This is a genomic window from Geothrix sp. (assembly GCF_020622065.1).
Taxonomy (GTDB): Bacteria; Acidobacteriota; Holophagae; order Holophagales; family Holophagaceae; genus Geothrix.
In genome coordinates this window covers 1,464,892-1,481,784 of sequence record NZ_JAHRYQ010000001.1, presented here as the reverse complement: position 1 = coordinate 1,481,784, position 16,893 = coordinate 1,464,892, and the positions used below count along the sequence as shown (strand labels likewise).

The 16,893-nt window shown below is 64.2% G+C and carries 14 protein-coding genes and 3 tRNA genes; 6 read left to right on the top strand and 11 right to left on the bottom strand.

What is annotated here, in order from left to right; genetic code table 11:
- Nucleotides 1-28: 28 nt before the first annotated feature.
- Nucleotides 29-511, bottom strand: a complete 483-nt coding sequence (locus QZ647_RS06940) for an LSm family protein (protein ID WP_286353078.1) — start codon at nucleotides 509-511, stop codon at nucleotides 29-31.
- Between the two features lie 198 nt (nucleotides 512-709).
- Nucleotides 710-2,410, bottom strand: a complete 1,701-nt coding sequence (locus QZ647_RS06935; protein ID WP_291271458.1) for an ATP-binding protein — start codon at nucleotides 2,408-2,410, stop codon at nucleotides 710-712.
- Between the two features lie 72 nt (nucleotides 2,411-2,482).
- Here QZ647_RS06935 and QZ647_RS06930 point away from each other — a divergent pair, with 72 nt between their 5' ends.
- The 4 genes from QZ647_RS06930 (at nucleotide 2,483) to amrB (ending at nucleotide 4,548) form a co-directional block, all read left to right on the top strand.
- Nucleotides 2,483-2,869: a transcriptional repressor gene (locus tag QZ647_RS06930; protein WP_291271457.1), complete on the top strand. Its 387-nt coding sequence runs from the start codon at nucleotides 2,483-2,485 to the stop codon at nucleotides 2,867-2,869.
- 36 nt (nucleotides 2,870-2,905) lie between these two features.
- Nucleotides 2,906-2,980 (top strand) — tRNA-Gly (locus tag QZ647_RS06925).
- 72 nt (nucleotides 2,981-3,052) lie between these two features.
- Nucleotides 3,053-3,127, top strand: a tRNA-Cys gene (locus QZ647_RS06920).
- 272 nt (nucleotides 3,128-3,399) lie between these two features.
- Nucleotides 3,400-4,548, top strand: coding sequence for an AmmeMemoRadiSam system protein B (gene amrB / locus QZ647_RS06915; protein WP_291271456.1), 1,149 nt, complete (start codon nucleotides 3,400-3,402; stop codon nucleotides 4,546-4,548).
- On the opposite strand, the gene QZ647_RS06910 is transcribed toward amrB, so the two are convergent.
- The 4 genes from QZ647_RS06910 to QZ647_RS06895 form a co-directional block, all read right to left on the bottom strand.
- Nucleotides 4,527-5,072, bottom strand: coding sequence for a hypothetical protein (locus QZ647_RS06910; RefSeq protein WP_291271455.1), 546 nt, complete (start codon nucleotides 5,070-5,072; stop codon nucleotides 4,527-4,529). The two genes, amrB and QZ647_RS06910, sit on opposite strands and share 22 nt — an antisense overlap.
- A gap of 35 nt (nucleotides 5,073-5,107) precedes the next feature.
- On the bottom strand, nucleotides 5,108-6,217 hold the full coding sequence (gene mnmA / locus QZ647_RS06905; protein ID WP_366526155.1) for a tRNA 2-thiouridine(34) synthase MnmA: 1,110 nt from the start codon (nucleotides 6,215-6,217) through the stop codon (nucleotides 5,108-5,110).
- A 54-nt stretch (nucleotides 6,218-6,271) separates the two neighbouring features.
- Nucleotides 6,272-8,509 carry an LptF/LptG family permease gene (locus QZ647_RS06900; protein ID WP_291271453.1) on the bottom strand — a complete coding sequence of 746 codons (2,238 nt, stop codon included), beginning with the start codon at nucleotides 8,507-8,509 and terminating at the stop codon, nucleotides 6,272-6,274.
- Between the two features lie 74 nt (nucleotides 8,510-8,583).
- Nucleotides 8,584-9,606 (bottom strand): KpsF/GutQ family sugar-phosphate isomerase, encoded by a 1,023-nt coding sequence (locus QZ647_RS06895; RefSeq protein ID WP_291271452.1) that lies wholly within the window; start codon nucleotides 9,604-9,606, stop codon nucleotides 8,584-8,586.
- Between QZ647_RS06895 and QZ647_RS06890 the strand changes: the two genes are divergently transcribed.
- Both QZ647_RS06890 and QZ647_RS06885 read left to right on the top strand, forming a co-directional pair.
- Nucleotides 9,605-10,228, top strand: a complete 624-nt coding sequence (locus tag QZ647_RS06890) for an LON peptidase substrate-binding domain-containing protein (RefSeq protein WP_291271451.1) — start codon at nucleotides 9,605-9,607, stop codon at nucleotides 10,226-10,228. The genes QZ647_RS06895 and QZ647_RS06890 overlap by 2 nt on opposite strands.
- A gap of 35 nt (nucleotides 10,229-10,263) precedes the next feature.
- A tRNA-Ile gene (locus QZ647_RS06885) sits at nucleotides 10,264-10,339 on the top strand.
- A gap of 310 nt (nucleotides 10,340-10,649) precedes the next feature.
- Here the strand turns inward: QZ647_RS06885 and QZ647_RS06880 are convergent.
- The 5 genes from QZ647_RS06880 to QZ647_RS06860 all read right to left on the bottom strand — a co-directional run bounded on the left by QZ647_RS06880 (nucleotide 10,650) and on the right by QZ647_RS06860 (nucleotide 16,850).
- Nucleotides 10,650-12,014 (bottom strand): TniQ family protein, encoded by a 1,365-nt coding sequence (locus QZ647_RS06880; RefSeq protein WP_291271450.1) that lies wholly within the window; start codon nucleotides 12,012-12,014, stop codon nucleotides 10,650-10,652.
- Nucleotides 12,011-13,120 carry an ATP-binding protein gene (locus tag QZ647_RS06875; protein ID WP_291271449.1) on the bottom strand — a complete coding sequence of 370 codons (1,110 nt, stop codon included), beginning with the start codon at nucleotides 13,118-13,120 and terminating at the stop codon, nucleotides 12,011-12,013. Before QZ647_RS06875 ends, QZ647_RS06880 begins: the two co-directional genes overlap by 4 nt.
- Complete coding sequence (locus tag QZ647_RS06870; RefSeq protein ID WP_291271448.1) at nucleotides 13,071-15,791, bottom strand: DDE-type integrase/transposase/recombinase; 2,721 nt, start codon at nucleotides 15,789-15,791, stop codon at nucleotides 13,071-13,073. The genes QZ647_RS06875 and QZ647_RS06870 overlap by 50 nt, the downstream gene beginning before the upstream one ends.
- 327 nt (nucleotides 15,792-16,118) lie before the next feature.
- Nucleotides 16,119-16,292 (bottom strand): hypothetical protein, encoded by a 174-nt coding sequence (locus QZ647_RS06865; RefSeq protein WP_291271447.1) that lies wholly within the window; start codon nucleotides 16,290-16,292, stop codon nucleotides 16,119-16,121.
- A gap of 195 nt (nucleotides 16,293-16,487) precedes the next feature.
- Complete coding sequence (locus QZ647_RS06860; RefSeq protein WP_291271446.1) at nucleotides 16,488-16,850, bottom strand: hypothetical protein; 363 nt, start codon at nucleotides 16,848-16,850, stop codon at nucleotides 16,488-16,490.
- Nucleotides 16,851-16,893 lie beyond the last annotated feature (43 nt).

Genomic DNA, 16,893 nt, shown 5'->3' with positions numbered 1-16,893 from the left:
GTGATCTAGGGGGGCGCGAAGCCCAGCCTCAATCGTAGGCGGGGACTTCCACCTCGGTGGTGAGCGGCTCTTCCTTCTTGAGGGTGCGGCTCCGCCGGATGCGGGGTTCCTCTTCCTGCTTGTAGATGTATTTGATGTTGTGTTTCGGGACTAGGACATTGGGTTCCTTCACCCGATTGATCTTCAGGCAGTGCTTGTCGTACCACTCGATGACCCCGCGCACCTTCTCGTCGTCCTGGAGCACGATCACCATCGGCGTCTTGGACTGCATCTGCTTGAGGTAGTAGAAACTTTCGGCGTTGGTCTGCTCGGGAGGGGCGATCTTGCGCCGGGGGCTGCCGAGGCCTTGAGGCGCCGTGGCCGCGGCCGGGTTGGTGGCCGGGTTCGGCTCGCCGCTGGCCGTCAGGGCCGGCGGAACCGGTGTCATGGCTTCCCCGCCGCCGGCCTTGGCGGGAATGCCCAGCTTGTCCTTGAGTTCGCTGAGGTTCGGTCGGATGAGCTTGCGATTCATGGCAGATCCTGGCCTGTCGGGCTGTGCGTGGAATGTCAAAGGTATCGGCGGGTGTCCGGTCCCTCTCAAGCCTGGGCAGAACGCGACAATGGGGAGGCGCGGCCTGAGGACACTGGAAGGGAATAAGCCACTTTGGCAGGTGCCAAGTGGACCCCGCAAGGGTGTGTGCAGATTTGATGCTTGAAAGCTGCCGGAAGTTTACGCCTGATCTCCATGGGCCGCCAATGCATCTTCGGATCCCGCCTCTGGTAGGAAAATCTGGACGCGGGTGCCCTCGCCGAGGCGGCTTTGCACCTCGATCCGCCATCCCATCGCCTCGGTGAATTTGTAGACCAGGCTCATGCCGAGGCCCGAGCCCTCCTCGAAGCTCCCCGCAAAGGGCACGAACAGGCGGTCCAGCTGATCGGGCCCCATGCCGCAGCCGTTGTCCTCCACGGTCAGCTGGATCTGCCCCTCCGACTGAACGGCCGAGAGGCTGACTCTGGGAGCGGGAATCCCCTTCACGGCCTTCCGGGCGTTGCTCAGGAGGTTCATCAGCATGCGGTGGAGGCCCACGGCATCCGAGCGGAGGAAGGTTTTGGGGGGCGCCTGCACGGTCAGCGGCAGGCCGCCGGTCCGGAGATCCATCTCCCAGCTGGCACGGGCTTCTTCCAGGACCCTGGGCAGGTAGAGCGTGGCACTGGGCAGGGCCTCGGGCCGGGCGAAATCGAGGAAATCGGAGACGATGGCGCCCACGCGATGCGTCTCCCGCTCCAGGATGCCGAGGACCCGGCCCTGCACATCCACGGGCGCCTGCCCCTGGTGGAGCAGCTGCACGCAGCCGCTGATGGAAGCGAGGGGGTTCCGCAGCTCGTGGGCCAGGCCGGCCGCCAGTTGCCCGATGGCCGCGAGGCGCTCGCTGATCCGGGTCCGTTCCTCGAGGGCCTTGAGTTCCGTGAGGTCCTGGAAGAGCAGCAGCTGCCCCGTCTCCTGGCCCCGGCCATCCCGCAGCGAGGCGAGGTGCCCGCCCAGGATGCGGCGGCGCGCGTCCTGGGTCTGAACGGTCACTTCGAAGCGATGTTCGCGCCCCCGCTGGGTGGGAAGGGGATCTCCCAGGGGGAGCAAGCCCTGCAGCGGTACGCCCAACGGGACGCTCCGTCCGAGGATCGCTTCGGCAGCCGGATTCGCCGAGGTCACCCGACCCGCCGGATCCAGGGTGATGAGACCTGACGACATGGAATCCACCACCCGCCGATGGAGGGCGGACAGCTCATCCACAGCCGCCTCGCTGACGCTGAGATCCGTGCTCAGACGCTCGAGGTTCCGCCGGATGAGCACCACCACCAGGGTGGTCGCGAAGACCTGCAGCGAGGCGATGCCGAGCAGGTACGGAAGCCGGGTCCCGTCCGGATCGAGGGTCTCCCCGGAGAGCCCGAAGGCAGGCAGCAGGCCGCTGCTGAATCCCAGCACCAGCAGGATGTGGGAGGCGGAGCAGGCGATGCCCACCCACACGATCTCCACGGTCCCCAGGTAGAAGGCGGAGGCCAGCACCGGGAAGATGTACAGCGTCGAGAACCGCTCCTGCATCACGCCCTGGAAGGCGATGATCAGCGCGACCAGGACCAGGTCCAGGGCCAGGTTCCATCGGATCCAGGGAAGCCGCGGGGTGGGGAAGAGGAGGATGTCCTGGGCCTTCAGGCCGAGGCCGACCTCCCAGGTGGCCTCGATGAACAGCAGCCCCAAGGCCAAGAGATACGCGCTTTCGCCCGGGCCCGCGACCCGCCCTTCGGCCGGCAGGGCAAGGTGGAGCACCAGCAAGCCGAAGCTGGTGAAGAGCCTGAAGGCGAGGGGGAGGAAGGGCGGGTTGGCATCCCGCACGCCCAGGCGGCCCAATGTGCGCTGGAGCATAGGTTCCAGCATGCCCGAATCTGGCATGCTAAGGCCATGCTGGAACCCGCACCCCCCTCCACGCCCTCTCTGCGTGCCGCCGGCATGAGGCAGACCCCTCAGCGGGAGGGGATCCTGCGCGTGTTGAAGGACTCCGATCGCCCCCTTACCGTGGAGGAGATCTGGGAGCGCATGCCCGAGCGCCGTTCGGGGCTCCCCACGGTCTACCGCAACCTCGAACGGTTCGTCCACGAGGGTTGGGCGGAGAGCATCATGGGGCCCGACCAGGTCATGCGGTTCGTGCGGTGCGACTCACGGCACCATCACCACCACCTGCAGTGCGAGCGCTGCGGCCGCACCACGGAAGTGGATGCCTGCGGCCTCGACGCGTCGCTGACGGAACTGGAAAAGCTCTCGGGATTCCGGATCACCCGCCATCAGCTCATGCTCTTCGGGCTCTGCAGCGCCTGTCGCGCTGAAAAAGACCGTTGACCGGATCGCGCGCCATTGCTAGTCTTGATGTCTCACGCGGGTGTAACTCAGTGGTAGAGTGCAACCTTGCCAAGGTTGAAGTCGTGGGTTCAAATCCCATCACCCGCTCCACTGCCCGGGCCGCGTAAGCGGCCCGGATCATTTGAAAGCTCCACAGCACCAACGCCCACCGCACCAACGCAAGGCGCCGTAGCCAAGTGGTAAGGCCCGGGACTGCAAATCCTGTATCCATCGGTTCGATTCCGATCGGCGCCTCCAGACCAGCCCCCGCAAGGGGGCTTTTTTGCGCCGGTCGGAATCGAAGTCGCGGATGGCGCGCAGGTAGGCCCCGCCTGGGGCGCCACTGAATGTGGCGTTCCGGGCGAGAAGGGCCGTGCGCAGCCAGCCGCGCGGCGGGAACCGGATTCCGATCGGCGCCTCCAGACCAGCCCCCGCAAGGGGGCTTTTTTTGCGCCGTCAGGTTCAGATCCGGCATCGAAGTCCCGAATGGCGCGCAGGCAGGGCTGTTACGGTAGGTCCGGAGATCCTCCATGCCAAGCATTCCGGCTGTCTTCACCTGCCTTCTCGCCAGCCTTCCCGCCCTGGGCCAGGCGTCCCTCTCCCTGCAGCCTGAACCACCCCGACGCCCGGCGCTGGAAGAGGTCCGCAAGGCCATGGGCATCCCCTCCCAGGGCGATCTCCGCGGTCAGCAGGACACCGTGGGGTTTGCGTCCAGGCCCGATCAGATGGCCCAGGTGTGGGAGGCCTCCGCGCTTCCTCCCGCCCCGGAGTTCGCCGGTCCGTTGCCCGCTCCCGGGGTCGCCGGGCTCATCTGCCCCCACGATGACTATCTTTATGCGGGCCGAGTCTATCGCCGCATCCTGCCCCTGGTGACGGCCCGGACTGTCGTGCTGGTGGGCGTCTTCCACAAGTACCGGCGCTTCGGCGCCAAGGATGCGCTGGTGTTCGACTCCTACCGGGCCTGGCGTTCCCCCGACGGGGAGATCCCGGTCTCGGAGCTACGGAAGGATCTGCTGGCGAAGCTTCCGGCGGTGGATGTCATCCAGGATGCGGCGATGCAGGACAGTGAGCACTCCGTCGAGGCCATCGCCTATTGGCTGAAGCACCTCAATCCCAAAGTGGAGATTGTGTCGGTCCTGGTCCCTTCGGCCTCCTTTGACCGGTTCCAGGAACTGGCCACGCATCTGGGGAAGGCCCTGGCGGAAAGCGCCAAGGCCCGCGGGTGGTCCCTGGGGAGAGATTTGGCAGTGGTCATCTCCTCCGATGGCATTCATTACGGCACAGACTTCAAATACACGCCGTACGGCGAAGGGGGCGTGGGCCCCTACACCGAGGCGGTCGCGCGGGATCGCGACCTGCTGAAGGGTCCGCTGGCCGGGCCGGTGACCGCCGCCAAAGCCGGGGCCTTTTTCTCGGCGGTCGTGAACCCGCAGAACCCCGATGAATACCGAATGCCCTGGTGCGGCCGCTTCTCCATCCCTTTCGGCCTGCTGCTCTTGGGAGAGACGGCCCGCGCGATGGGCAGCCCCGTGCCCACGGGCCAGACCATCGCCTTCGGCACCTCGATCAGCTTTCCCCAGCTGCCGGTCCGGAGCCAGGGCCTGGGTGTCACCGCCGAGGCGAACCTCTACCATTTTGTGAGCTATCCCGGGGTGGCCTACACCCTGGGGAGGGAGTGATCTCGGCTTCGCAGCCCCAGGATGACGCCCAGCGCCAGGGACCACAGGGCCGCCAGGCCCAGCTGGTAGTCCAAGGGCAGGCTGAAGGTGAGGGTGTGTGCGGGAACCCAGAACCAGAGCAGGGTCCAGAGCGCAGGCGCCATGCCATCGAATCCGCGGCGACGGAGGATGAGGTTGTCCTCCAGGCGGTGGAACAGCATCATCTGCGGGCCGAAGAAGAGGTTCGTCAGGGCGGAGAGCGCGAAGGCGCCGCCGGGACCGACGCCCAGGAAGGCCGGCAGGATGTGATGGTCCACCAGGGCCCGGGTGAAACCCCTCATGCCCACGAAACCCGCCTTGATGACGAGGCCGAGCAGGGCCCAGGCCAGGACCTTGGCCAGCAGCTGGGGGGCGGTGCAGGGCAGGCTGGGGCGCCGGGCCCTGAAGCTCGAGGCCGCGAGCTCACCCAAAGTGCCCAGCAGGGCGAACTGGAGGGCGGCGGACAGAAAGGGATGGGTCTGGACCCAAAGGCGGTAGGTGAACATCCCTGAAGGCTAACGATGGTGGGGCTGGACGGGGGTCACAGGCCCGAGGGGCCGATCCCCGGGCGGTCTGCACAGCCATCGATCCACCCACCTCCGAGGACTTCGCCGTCCCGGTAGAAGACCACGGCCTGCCCGGGGGCGATGGCCCGCTGGGGTTCGGCGAAGGCGACCTTCACCCGGCCGTTTGGCAGGGGGATCACGAGGGCCTCGGCCTCCGGGGAGCGGCTGCGGATCCGCGCCTCGCAGGCCAGGGGGCCTTCGGGAGGACCGTCCACCCAGGTCAGCTCGCGGGCCACCAGCTCCTGGCCAAAGAGATCGGCCTCGCCGCCCACCCAGACGGTGTTCGTGGCGGGCTCGAGCCGGATCACATAGAGGGGGTCGGCAAACGCGACGCCCAGCCCCCGGCGCTGCCCGATGGTGTGTCGCCAGTAGCCTTGATGCCGGCCCAGCACCCGACCGTCCAGGTGCCGGATATCCCCGTCTCCCAGTCCCGGAGTGCGGCCTTCGGCTTCGAGAAAGGCGTCGTAGCGATCCTGGGTTACGAAGCAGATCTCCTGGCTTTCGGGCTTTTCGGCCAGATGGAGGCCCAGTTCTGCGCCCAACCGCCGCACCTCCGGCTTGGTGAGATGAGCCAGGGGGAAGAGGGTTCGCGCCAGCGTGGCCTGATGGTGGTGGAAGAGGAAATAGCTCTGATCCTTGGCTGGATCGGAAGCCTTGCGGAGGTGCCAGCGCCCATCTTCATGGGTAATGGTCGCGTAGTGCCCGGTGGCCACGAAGGCGGCTCCCAGGGCCTCGGCCCGATCCATCAGGGTGGAGAACTTGAGGTGTTGGTTGCATCGTATACAAGGACTTGGCGTTTCGCCATCCAGATACCCCTGGATGAAGCCTTCAATGACGGTGTCCCGAAACCGCTCCTCGAAGTCCATGACATAGTGGGCGAAGCCGAGGTCGTAAGCTACCCGTCGGGCATCCTGGAAGTCATCAAGAGTGCAGCATTTCCCTTCCGAAGTTTGAAGCCCCTTCTTGTCGAAGAGCTGCATGGAAATGCCGATGACCTCGTACCCGGCCCGGTGCAGCAGGGCCGCCATCACGGAGCTGTCCACGCCACCGGACATGGCCGCCAGAACCCGGTCCCCCCGCTTCAAGGTGGGGTGCTCCAGCAGGGGGGTGAGGGCGGCGTCGAGCAGGGTGGACAAGGTTCAGGTTCTCAGGCGCTGAAGGCGCAACAGGGAGATGGACATCAGGATGAGCAGGGGGGCCAGGACGCCCCAATAGGCGGGGATCTCGGAAGCCCGGGCTGCGCCGCCGAATAGGGTCTGGAGTCCCAGGAACACCAGTCCGGCCACCAGCCCGGCCCCCAGGGCCTGGCCACGCCCCTGACGGGGGCCCGGGAAGGCGAAGGACAACATGGCCAGGACAAGGCAGGGGCCGGCCAGCCAACCGAGCAGGCGGCTCCAGAGCATGTAGGATCGCTCGGGGTCCGGCGCCCACCGCTGCCAGTGGAGCAGGTCGAGGGTGCGGGCCTCTTCAGCAGAAGCGGAGGCCCGGAGCGCCTGGGTGGGGAAGAGCTGATCCGCCTCGGGCCCTTGCACCAGATGGAGGCCGCCCCAGGCCAGGGCCTCGGCCCGGGGGGCGCCGAGGCGCCACCGCAGCAGGATCGGTGCCTCCCCCGGAGCCTTCAGGGGGAAGCCCCAGCGCTGATCTGCCTGAAGGTGCCAGAGAACGCCCGTAGCCCCCAAATGCAGCCAGGGGCGCGAAGATGTTTGGACCTCAGACCGATTGAGTATTCGTCGATAAAGACTGTTGGCACGGCTCATGGCAGTAGGGGCGACCCCCGCTTGCAGCACCAGGGTCAGAAGGGCGACCACCCCCCAGGCGTAGCGGCTGCACCAGAGCCAGCGCAGCAGGCTGACGCCCCCCGCCCGAAGGGCCAGCCATTCTCGGCTGAGGGCCGCTTCCGAAAGGGAGAGTAGGCTGCCCAGCAAGAAGGCCATCGGTAGGGCTATCACCAGGAAGGGGGGGAGATTCCAGAACCAATAACGAGCAAATACATGGATTTGAACGCCATTCTTCGATAGGTCACCCGCCAGGGTTGCGTACTCCACCAGGAGGTTCAAAACGAGCAGGCTCCCCAAGGCTGAGGCCCAGTTCCGCCACCAGGCGAGGGTCGACCAGTGGCGGAGGATCCCATGCTGGGTGCCCTTTCCGTGGATCCAGCGCAGCAGACGGGCTTTGGCCTCGGCCATTCGCTGCAGCGTCGGAGCCAAGTGGGACCGAACGGGCTTGAACCGGGGGGAGAGCCTCCGCCAAAGGCGGTTCGGATGGTGGGGACGCAGGCGCAGGTGAAGCAGGAGCCAGCCGGCGATCAGGAAGGGGAAGGGGAGCAGCAGCAGGGGGGCAACCGTTTTTAACTTCTCAGCCAACCACATGTTTTCAAAGTACTTCATCACCAAATAATAGAGCATGATGACCAACATGCTCTTCAGAATGGCGCCCCCTCGGTAGAACCGGGGATGCCCGAACCCCAGGCCGATGCCCAGGAGCAGCAAGGCCGCCGCGGCCAGCGGCAAGGTCGTGCGCCGGCACACCTCGATCAACGCCTGGATTCGCCGGTTCTTCGTGTCAGGCGTTTCCACCCCAGAATCCGGTCGCCGCCCCAGCTTCAGCAGCGTGGCACTGTTCTCGTAACGCAGCGGCGTGGGGGGGAGCAGGCGATTGCCCGAGGGAATGGCAAAGCGGAGAACCTGTTTTTCCTGATGGAGGTGGAGAACACTCCCGGCCCCAGCGGGCTGGTAGAGGACGCCCTGAAGCCCTGAAAGGTGGAGCTGGAGCTCGGAGGAACCATCCGGCTTGGCCTCCAGCGCATAGGTCATGGTGGCGGCGGTGAGGTGCTGCACCCCTTGGGGGGTCGATTCCATGATGTGGATCTGGCCTTCCGGGGAAACCCAGAAGGCGGAGTGGGGAGCGCTGGGGGGGAACCAGGGTGGGCCTCCTGGCCGGAGGAATCGGGCCTGGGCCTCTTCGGTCATCCGAACCTGCAGTCCCTGCTGGATCCGGGCCGCAGCGGGGACCAGCAGGTGGGCGTTGAGCGTGGCCAGGGTCACGAGGGCAACGGCCAGGATCGCCCAGGGGGTCGTCCAGATGCGCCTACCAGCGCCAAGTCCTTGGGCTGCCACCAGTTCGGAACCTTCCATCAACTGCTGCGTCCCAAGCAAACCTCCGAGGACCGCCGCCATGGGAAGCACCATGCCCAGGATTTCCGGCAGCGAGGTCAACAGCAGCGGCACGAGCCAGCGAAGGGGCGCCCCCTGGGAGAAGATCTGCTTGGCGATGGCCACCATCTCGTTGGCAAGCAGGAGCAACCCATAGAAGAGCAGGGCTCCCACAAGAGGCAGGCTCCATCGGCGCAGGATGTATCGGGTCAGTACGGCAGGCACTTGGGGTCCAGATTTAGCTTTCGATAATGTATATTATGTAACCTTGAATCATGGCCTCGATCCGGCTCAGGCATTCACAAGACCTTTGCCGCCAGAAGATCGTGGATGTGGATGACGCCGCAGGGGCGCCCTTCCTGCTCGACCATGAGGAAGGTGATCTTCCGGGCTTCCATGTCGGCGGCGGCTTCGAGGGCCAGGGCCTCCTGGCTGATCCGGGCTGGGGTCCGGGTCATGATCTGCTCGGCGTGAAGTCCAAGCGGATTCCGCCCCTCCCGCTCAGCGGTTTCGAGGGCCCGGCGGATGTCGCCGTCGGTGATGACGCCGCTTAGGCTGCCGTTCTGCATGACGCTGGTCATGCCCAGCCGTCCTTCGGTCATGGCGCGCAGCACCTCGGTCAGGGTGGCTGAGGGCTCGACCTTGGGCCAGGTCGTATGCATCAAACTCCCGACTTTCATAAGCTTCGCACCAAGACTTCCAGCGGGGTGATTCAGGGCGAAGTTGTCCCGGGTGAACCCCCGCCGGTCCATGAGGGTGGCGGCCAGGAGGTCGCCCCAGACCAATTGGAGGGTGGTGCTCGCCATGGGGGCCAGATCGAGGGGGCACCCCTCTCCCTGGGGCAACCGATAGAGGAAGGTCCACTGGGCTGCCTGCCCCAGGCTGCTCTCGGCGCGTGCGGTGATGGCCGCGAGGGGAATCCCCAGGCGCAACAGGCTCGGCAGGAGGCGGACGACCTCATCGCTTTCGCCGCTGTTGGAAAGCGCCAGCACCGAGTCGTCGGGGGTGACCATGCCGAGATCGCCATGCAGGGCTTCAGCAGGATGGAGGAAGAAACTCGGGCATCCGGTCGACGCCAGGGTCGCCGCCACCTTCTGGGCCACAAGGCCCGACTTGCCCATGCCCGTGAGCACCACGCGCCCGGTCCGGCCCAGCACCGTCTGGCACCACGCATTCACCTGGGCGGGATCCCAGGTTTCCCGGAGTTCGGCGAGGCCCCCTCGAACCGCGTCCAGCACGGCATGGCCGACTTCCTGCGCCGCGGTGGCCTGGTTCTCATCCTTCACTGTTCCGACTCCGATGGGATGGTGCAAGGTGTTCATGCTACCAGCCATTCTTCCCCTCTTCCCCCTGCCCCAGGTCGTGCTCTTTCCGCAGACCTTCCTGCCGTTGCATGTCTTCGAGCCCCGCTATCAGGAGATGACGGTCGAGGTGCTGAACGGCCACCACCACCTGGTCCTCGTCCTGATGCGGGAGAGCCCGGATGCCGGCCCTTTCGGAGAGACGGCCTCGACCTTCGAGGTGGGTTGCCTGGCGGAGGTGGTCCGGGCCGAACCGTTGACCGGGGGGCGTTGGAACCTGCTGGTGCAGGGCAAGGAGGCGGTACGGATCCTCGAAGAGGTTCCCGGCAAGAGCTTCCGCCAGGCCCACACCGCGCCGCTCCCCTTCGACAGTTCCGTGCTCTGGCCGGGACCGCATCGCCGCCGTCTCATGGAATCGCTCCACGCCTATGCCGCCAAAGAAGGTATCGAAGCCCAGCTTAAGGAGCTCCTGGACCTGCCCCTGGAAGATGCGGCACGGCTGAACACGCTGGCGATGGCCCTGGATTTCGAACCGACCGAGCGCCAGTTCCTGCTGGAGTCGCCCGATCTTCCGGCCCTGGCGGAACGGATGATCCAGCTGCTGGATTTCGCCCAGGGGGGCCGGGCCATCCACGGGGTGTGACGGAGCGGCCCGGCCCGCCTTGCTACACTGGCTCCGGCCCTGTAGCTCAGCGGTCAGAGCTGGCGGCTCATAACCGCTTGGTCGTGGGTTCGAACCCCACCGGGGCCACCATTTCGCCGGATTGCGAAATAGGACGAGGGCACTGTGTCGTGAACCATAGTTTGTCGCAAACGACAAACTATGGTTCCAAGGCAGGGAACGACAAACTATTGTTCCCGGACCGCCCGGAAGTCTTATCTGTTGGACTTAGCCAAGGAATCGGGCTCACGCCAGGGGGGTGAAGTCACCTTTCCTCTGGTCAGCCTTTCGATGGCCAACGATTCGGGACGGGGGGCTTTGCCCCCTACCCTATCCTCCGAGTTGGCAGAAGGGCGCTCGTCTGAAACAGAAGGCTCCGCATTGGCAGCGAACCTTCAGCGCTTCAGATTCCACCTGATGGGTGGAATTCCAGCCAGATGTCCTTGCACATCCCTCTTAGGGCGACTCTGCTTCTCCAAGGGGACCCGGCAAGCAACCCTTCATCTTGAAGTCGTCGCCAAGTCGGGCGGATACCGCTTTCCGCCATCTGGCGTGCGGCCAACCGGACCCGTTCCGCAAGCTCCTCATCCCTCTGCACCACAAGGGATCTCTGCCAGATCATCCACCTTGCGGTGATGGCTGAGCAGATCTCGGGTTCCTTGTTCTTGAGGAGATCGTAGGACACCTCCACGCGCCGGCTGGCTTCAGCCACATTGATGGGCGGGTCCTGTTCAAGGATTTCCTTCAAGCGCTTGATGATGGTGTCCCAATTGAGCTTTCTGGGCTTCTTCTTCTGTCGCTTTTTCGCCGTCCGGATCGACTTGGGGATCATCGGGCTCGTGGTCACGGCTTCGGAACGTCCGCATATGACATCCGAGATCGAACACCCATGTGCTTCCGCGATCATCATAATTTCCGTGAATCCAGGTGTATGCCCGCGATGAAGCCATCCATGCAGGGTGGATTTGCCGACCCCAAGGAGCCGGCCAAGGGCCATGGCATTCCCATTGGCATAGGTCGTCAGCGATTCGTTCAGGAAATCGGCGATGTCCCGACTTGATGGCTGATCCGGCGCCGGAAGCTCACTCAGCAGCAGATCCGCCACCATCCGGCTGTGCCTGAGGTCCTTTTCCGAAGGGAGGTCAGATCCCCTGCCGTTTTCCAGTCCGAGATTCCGACCGCATTGATTGCAGATGTGCGGCAGACACTTGATCATCCCCGGGGCCTGCGCCTCATCAGGCCCACAACCGCACCGTTCTACCAGCTTGTTCCCGTGTTTCGGGCAACAGGTCACGGCTTCGATGCACCAGATCAGTCGCCCGTAAGGGATTCCGCGTTCCTGGTCCTCTCGGAAGCAAGCTGGGCACCACCGGGATTTGGCGCTGACAAGTCCACGGGTGGACAGCCTGTCAAGGAACCCCAGGGTGAGGCGTTCAAGCCCGTCCACCATCGTGAGTTCTTTCAGGCGCGGGACCCACACCTGGCATGGGACCCCGATTCCATTGAAGAAAGGACGTTTCCAGGCGCAATCGAAGTGGTTGGTGCGCAGGACACCTTCCTTGATCCGTTCGGGGAAAAGGATCTCCCTGGCCAGCATCATCGGGGAAAGGCGGTGGGCATCGGCCAAGCGCAGGAAGTAGCTGCTGAGACATTCCCTGTCGGGCGTCCCGAGACCAAGAGGCTGAAGGCGGATGAGGGGCGATCGGGGCGGCAATTCGAATCCGGTCCCCGGACAATCCAAGCCCCATTCGTCTTCAGGATCGATCACGCGATACCCCGGCGCATGGTCTCGATCAACTTCGCCTGGGCCATCAGGGCCTCGAACGTCCCCGAACCAAGTTCGGAATCCTGGATGCTGGCTTCCCCGCTAAGGGTCGCGGTCATGATCTTGGTGAACTGTGCCCTGCTGAACTGGGCCTTCTCAAGGTGCGATTCGGACCATTTCCCACCGTTGTGCAGGGCGCTGTTAAGGGTGGAGAGAAGGACGGTCTTGAGGATGCCGACACATCCGATGCAGGTGGTCTGGAGTTCCAGGGCCCGGTCGGTGAGGTCCGGCATGTCTTGGAGGGGCATGAATTTCTGCAACTGCTGCAGCGCCTTCCGGAACGCCCGTTCGTCCTCCGGGATCCCGGTCAGGTAACGGCGGAAATGGACAATGGCCGAACGCCTTGCCACCTGATCGCCCTTGCTGGCGAGTTCAAGAAGGTCGTAAGAACCAACCAGGACCAGGGTCATGTCGTTGTCCACCATGGTCTTGATGGTGTCCATGTGGTTTTCAAGGCTGTTCCCGGGGGCTGGGCGGAGCATGGGAACCGCCTCATCGACCACGACCAGTTTCGTTCGGCGGGACTTGATGATGTCGGCCACCGCCAGCTTCATCCCGGCCAGCGTGCTTCCTGATCCCGGAAGGCGAACGAAGGTCTTGTCCCCCTCGATCCTGGTCTCAAGCTTCTTCTCCATCAGCGGTTCCCGCAGGGCCTTCCCCAGGACCGAATAGAACATCTTCCAGGAGAAGCCGGGACCCCCAGAAGCCGGTGCGACCATCATCGCCACCGGAACATAGGAAGGGTCGGCATCGATCTCCGCACGTTCCCTGCTGATCATCTGCTCCCCAAGGGTTTTGATCAGGGTGGACTTGCCGACACCGGTAGGCCCGATGAGGAGGACGATGCCCTTCCCCATGTCCGATGTGGCCCGGAGGGTCATCTCGTTCAAGGTTTCCGCGATTCGGGGGTGTTTCAGGCGGACAAGCTTGAAGTATTTGATCTTGTCGGCGTCCGACAGCGTCAGCGCTTCCTCCCGGCTCATGGTGCGGGGGTCGATGTCACAGCAGGTCATAGTCTTCATCCATGCTCCCTTCGATCTCCTGCGCACTCGCGCAGGGCTTGTTGATGTGCGTTCTGGCCGGTTCCGGTCGCTTCCGGATTTTTCGGAACGGGGTGACGTTGGTTTTCGAGTGATCCAACCGGGTCTCCATCCCCATATCCACCGTCCCGTCGGTTTCTGCGGTCACCACCGTTCCCGGCACGCTGGTCATCCCAAGGGGGTCGTAGACCAGGCGGGCTTCTGCCTGGGTAATGGCCAACCGCGAATCGAAGTTCACGGCTTCCCTGACCTTCAACCACTCGGCCAAGCGCTCGGGGCTGAGCTTCTTCTTTTGGACCGAGTGCCTCTTGGCCAGTTCCTCACAGGCATACCGAAGCTCAACCTCGGTGTAGCTTTCCACGAGCCATGCCAGCTTGGACCGGCAGCGGTGCCATTCCCGCCCGATCAGGATGAACACGAAGCGGACATCCCAGGGATCGACTCGGACGGAGAGGCTCTGGCGAGCGAGCGTCTGGTCACGGAAGGCATCGCACCAGTACCAGATGTGCTGGATCTTCACGCCCCGCTGGCCGTTCACCTTCCGCGTCTCCCCATCCACGGGACTCGGGCATGTCTCGACCCGGAAGCGGTGGTCCAGGTTCACCAACCGGTTGCGCCGCTCCCCGGTCTCGGTCATACGCATCGCCAGGTGTTCCACGGGACCGTCCTGGTGGGTGGGGTGCGGTTCCTTCCCGTACAGCGTCGTGAAGTAGTAGTCGAGGCCGCCGTGTAGCGCCGGAAGGGTCCATTCGACGAAGTTCGATGGCATCACCCGTTTGGTAGCCTGCCGGGCGTGCAGGAGCACCTGGGTGTTACCCGCCAGATTGTTGATGAACTGGCTTTGGGTGGTTCCGAACAGCCGTTCCAGCACCCCCCCGAACCGTGCCTTTGAGGCGGGCCGGTAGCGAAGTGTGGTCCCGTAGAGCAGGCACACCCGCCTCATCGCACGGGAATGGAATTCCTTGCCGTTGTCCAGGACCAGCATCTCCGGCATCCGGCCGTGACGGCGGACGATGTCGCGGAGCACCATCATGCAGGACCGGTAGCTGGGGGATTCGAAACTCAGGTAGAAGCCAACCATCGCCCGCGATTCCGCATCCATGGCCAGACTCAGCCAGACACGCCCGAAGGATTCCTTGGAACCTGGGATCGTCAACTCGATCTGGAGTTCCGTGTGGTCGATGTGGACGACCTGGAACGGCCTGACCCCGTGGATCGATTCATGAAGGTCAAGGTAATGGACGATCGGAGCCTTCTGGTAGGCCCGGCGCTTACCTTCCCGCAGGTAGACGGACCCGTGCTTGGCCAGTTCCTTCACGAAGGTCCGGCGGGAACAGGGGTCCTCCCCGGCGCCGATGCAGGCCGCCACGAAGTCCATGTAGTTCCATTCCTTGTTCACGTTCGTCGGGGTGTTGTACTTCTCCCGGACGGTTTTGGCGATGAGGGCGATCACGGCTTCCGACAGGCGCCGTTCGCGGCGGCCGCTGTTCGCGTATTTGGGTGCGATCGCCAGATGACGGTCGATGACGCTGTCACCCGCTTCCCGCATTGACTTCTTCCAGCGCTGCAGGGTGCGCGTGGAGCACGGCACGGTTTCAGGTGAGACAAGGGCTTGTTCCAGCCATTCGGCCCGCTGAAGGGCAGTATCCAGATGCTTCGGGTGGATACCGTTCAGCAGATCCGTGGCCATCGCGATGGCGTCCGATGCCTTGTGTGTGGACGCCAGGGACAGCTTCCCGTTCCGGTAGTGCTGTTCCACCCAGGTCAGGGGCATTTCAACCGCCCCGGCCCCGGACTTCAGGATGACCTTCTCCTTGCCCACAGGGCCGATCTCATAGTCCTGCCCGTCATAGCGGAGCATTCCGCCTGTGGCGATCGAAGCATCCAGGCGTTCCACAGATTCCCCGATGGGCGCCATTCCCACCTTGCGGTGCAACAGCATGGTCGTTTCGTCCCGGAACACCTGGACCCGGTCGGTCTCCGCGATGTCGTCGTTCATCAGGTCGAAGGACAGCAGGCCATCGGCGATCGCCTGATAGACGTGATCCGGCGAGACCCCTTCCGTATTCAGAACTTCCCGCAGGTGGATGGCGGCGCGGTCCGAGAAAAGGCCCAGAAGGACCTTCGCCACCGCAGGGTTCGACGCCTTGCCACCCGCATCCAGGTAGTCCCCCAGGAAGATCAGGTTGCGGATGTAGCAGCGGGGGTGCTCGTCGGCGGACCGCAGGCGATAGGTGATTCCCATTGCGGCAAGCTGTTCTTCGACGAAGGGCGAACGCCAGCCGTCCTCCTCACGGACATAGCGGCCGGGGTATTTCACGGCGTGCGCCAGCAGGCGCTCCTCCTCACGCCATTCCTCGATCAGGATCCCGTCCCTGCGAACCACCAGGAAGTCCGGTGTGTGCGTGAAGCTGCACTTCTTCCCGTTCGCGTCCATCTGGTTGATTTTCAGCTTCACCGGCTGGGCGAAGTATTCCAGGACCGACGCGTCCCGTTCGTAGGTGATCACCGCCGGGTATTCGACCGTCCGGCTTTCCGTGGCGATGGAACGGGCCATCTTCTGGCTGACGAACAGGGTGATGACGTTCGACAGATGGGACTGGACCTTGCGGACCGGGGCTTCATTCCGGGCCTTCCGGACGAGCTGGCGGCCGAAATCAGGCATTCCGAGCCGTTCCATCAGTTCTTCAAGTTCATGTAAAGCCAACATCTTAGATATCCTTCAGTAAATCATTGAAATTTTTCACTTGCGCTACCACTGTTCCGCCGGGCAAGCTGCGGGGGGGCCGCGTTTGATAAGCCTAGTTGGTGGTTAAGCGGCAGCAGAAATCTGAGAGAGAGGGCAGGCAAGCGGGTTCGCACGCGTGGTGATCGCGGGCATTCACGCCCTTGATCAATCGCGACGCTCGTGTGTACGGATCGAAATCCGATTCCACGAAATGCCGACCCCTTCCGCCCTCTCGTCCGCCATCCCAGGTCCGGACCAGAAAAGCGCCCCCGTACTTCCTTACGTGCGCGGCATCAGATCCAGCACGCGCGTCACCTTCCTCTCAAGTTGATCGAACCCCTTCATGAAGAGCGCCAACGGGATCAGCAGTTCCCGCCTTGCCGAAGCCGCCACGAACTGCGTGTCCCACACGAAGCCCAGCAACGCATCGCGCGTGGGTTCCGTGCTGGCCATCGCGCGTCCCACAGGGCACTGCCAGGCATGACCTCGGACAGGCCCAGAGCCGCAGGCCAAGCACCGTTCCTCGTTCGGGGGTCCCACAAACTGCATCCGTTCCGTGACGGTGTACAGGATCCGAAGACCGACGGAAACCGGCGGATCATCCGGTGATCCCCAATCCTGGGGCTGGTCGTCAAACACGGTCACCCCCTAGAACAGGTGCAGAAGGTCCTGGATGGTCGTGAGGCAGCCCTCAAGGTCATCCAGTTCGGAACTGCACGCGCCGACCACCACCTGGATGGACCGCCGCCGGGTGCCGATGTCCCGGATCGCGTCCGTGACCGCCTGGTTCAGTTGCGCCGCGCCATGGTCAGGCGTCAGCGCCAGTCCGACCATACAGGCGCTCATGTGACCGTGCTTTTTCAGCGCGCCGCAGGCGGGGCAGTGCCCGCGCCCCATCATTCCGCCCCATTCGATGTCGCGAAGCGCCGCGATCAGCATGCCTTCCTGGGCTGCCTGCAGCGCGGAATCCCTTCGTACGAAAGGCGGGTGGAGGTCTTCAGGCTCAGGCATCGGCAGCTCCCATTAGCTCGCAGGCTAGGAAGCATACAGAGAT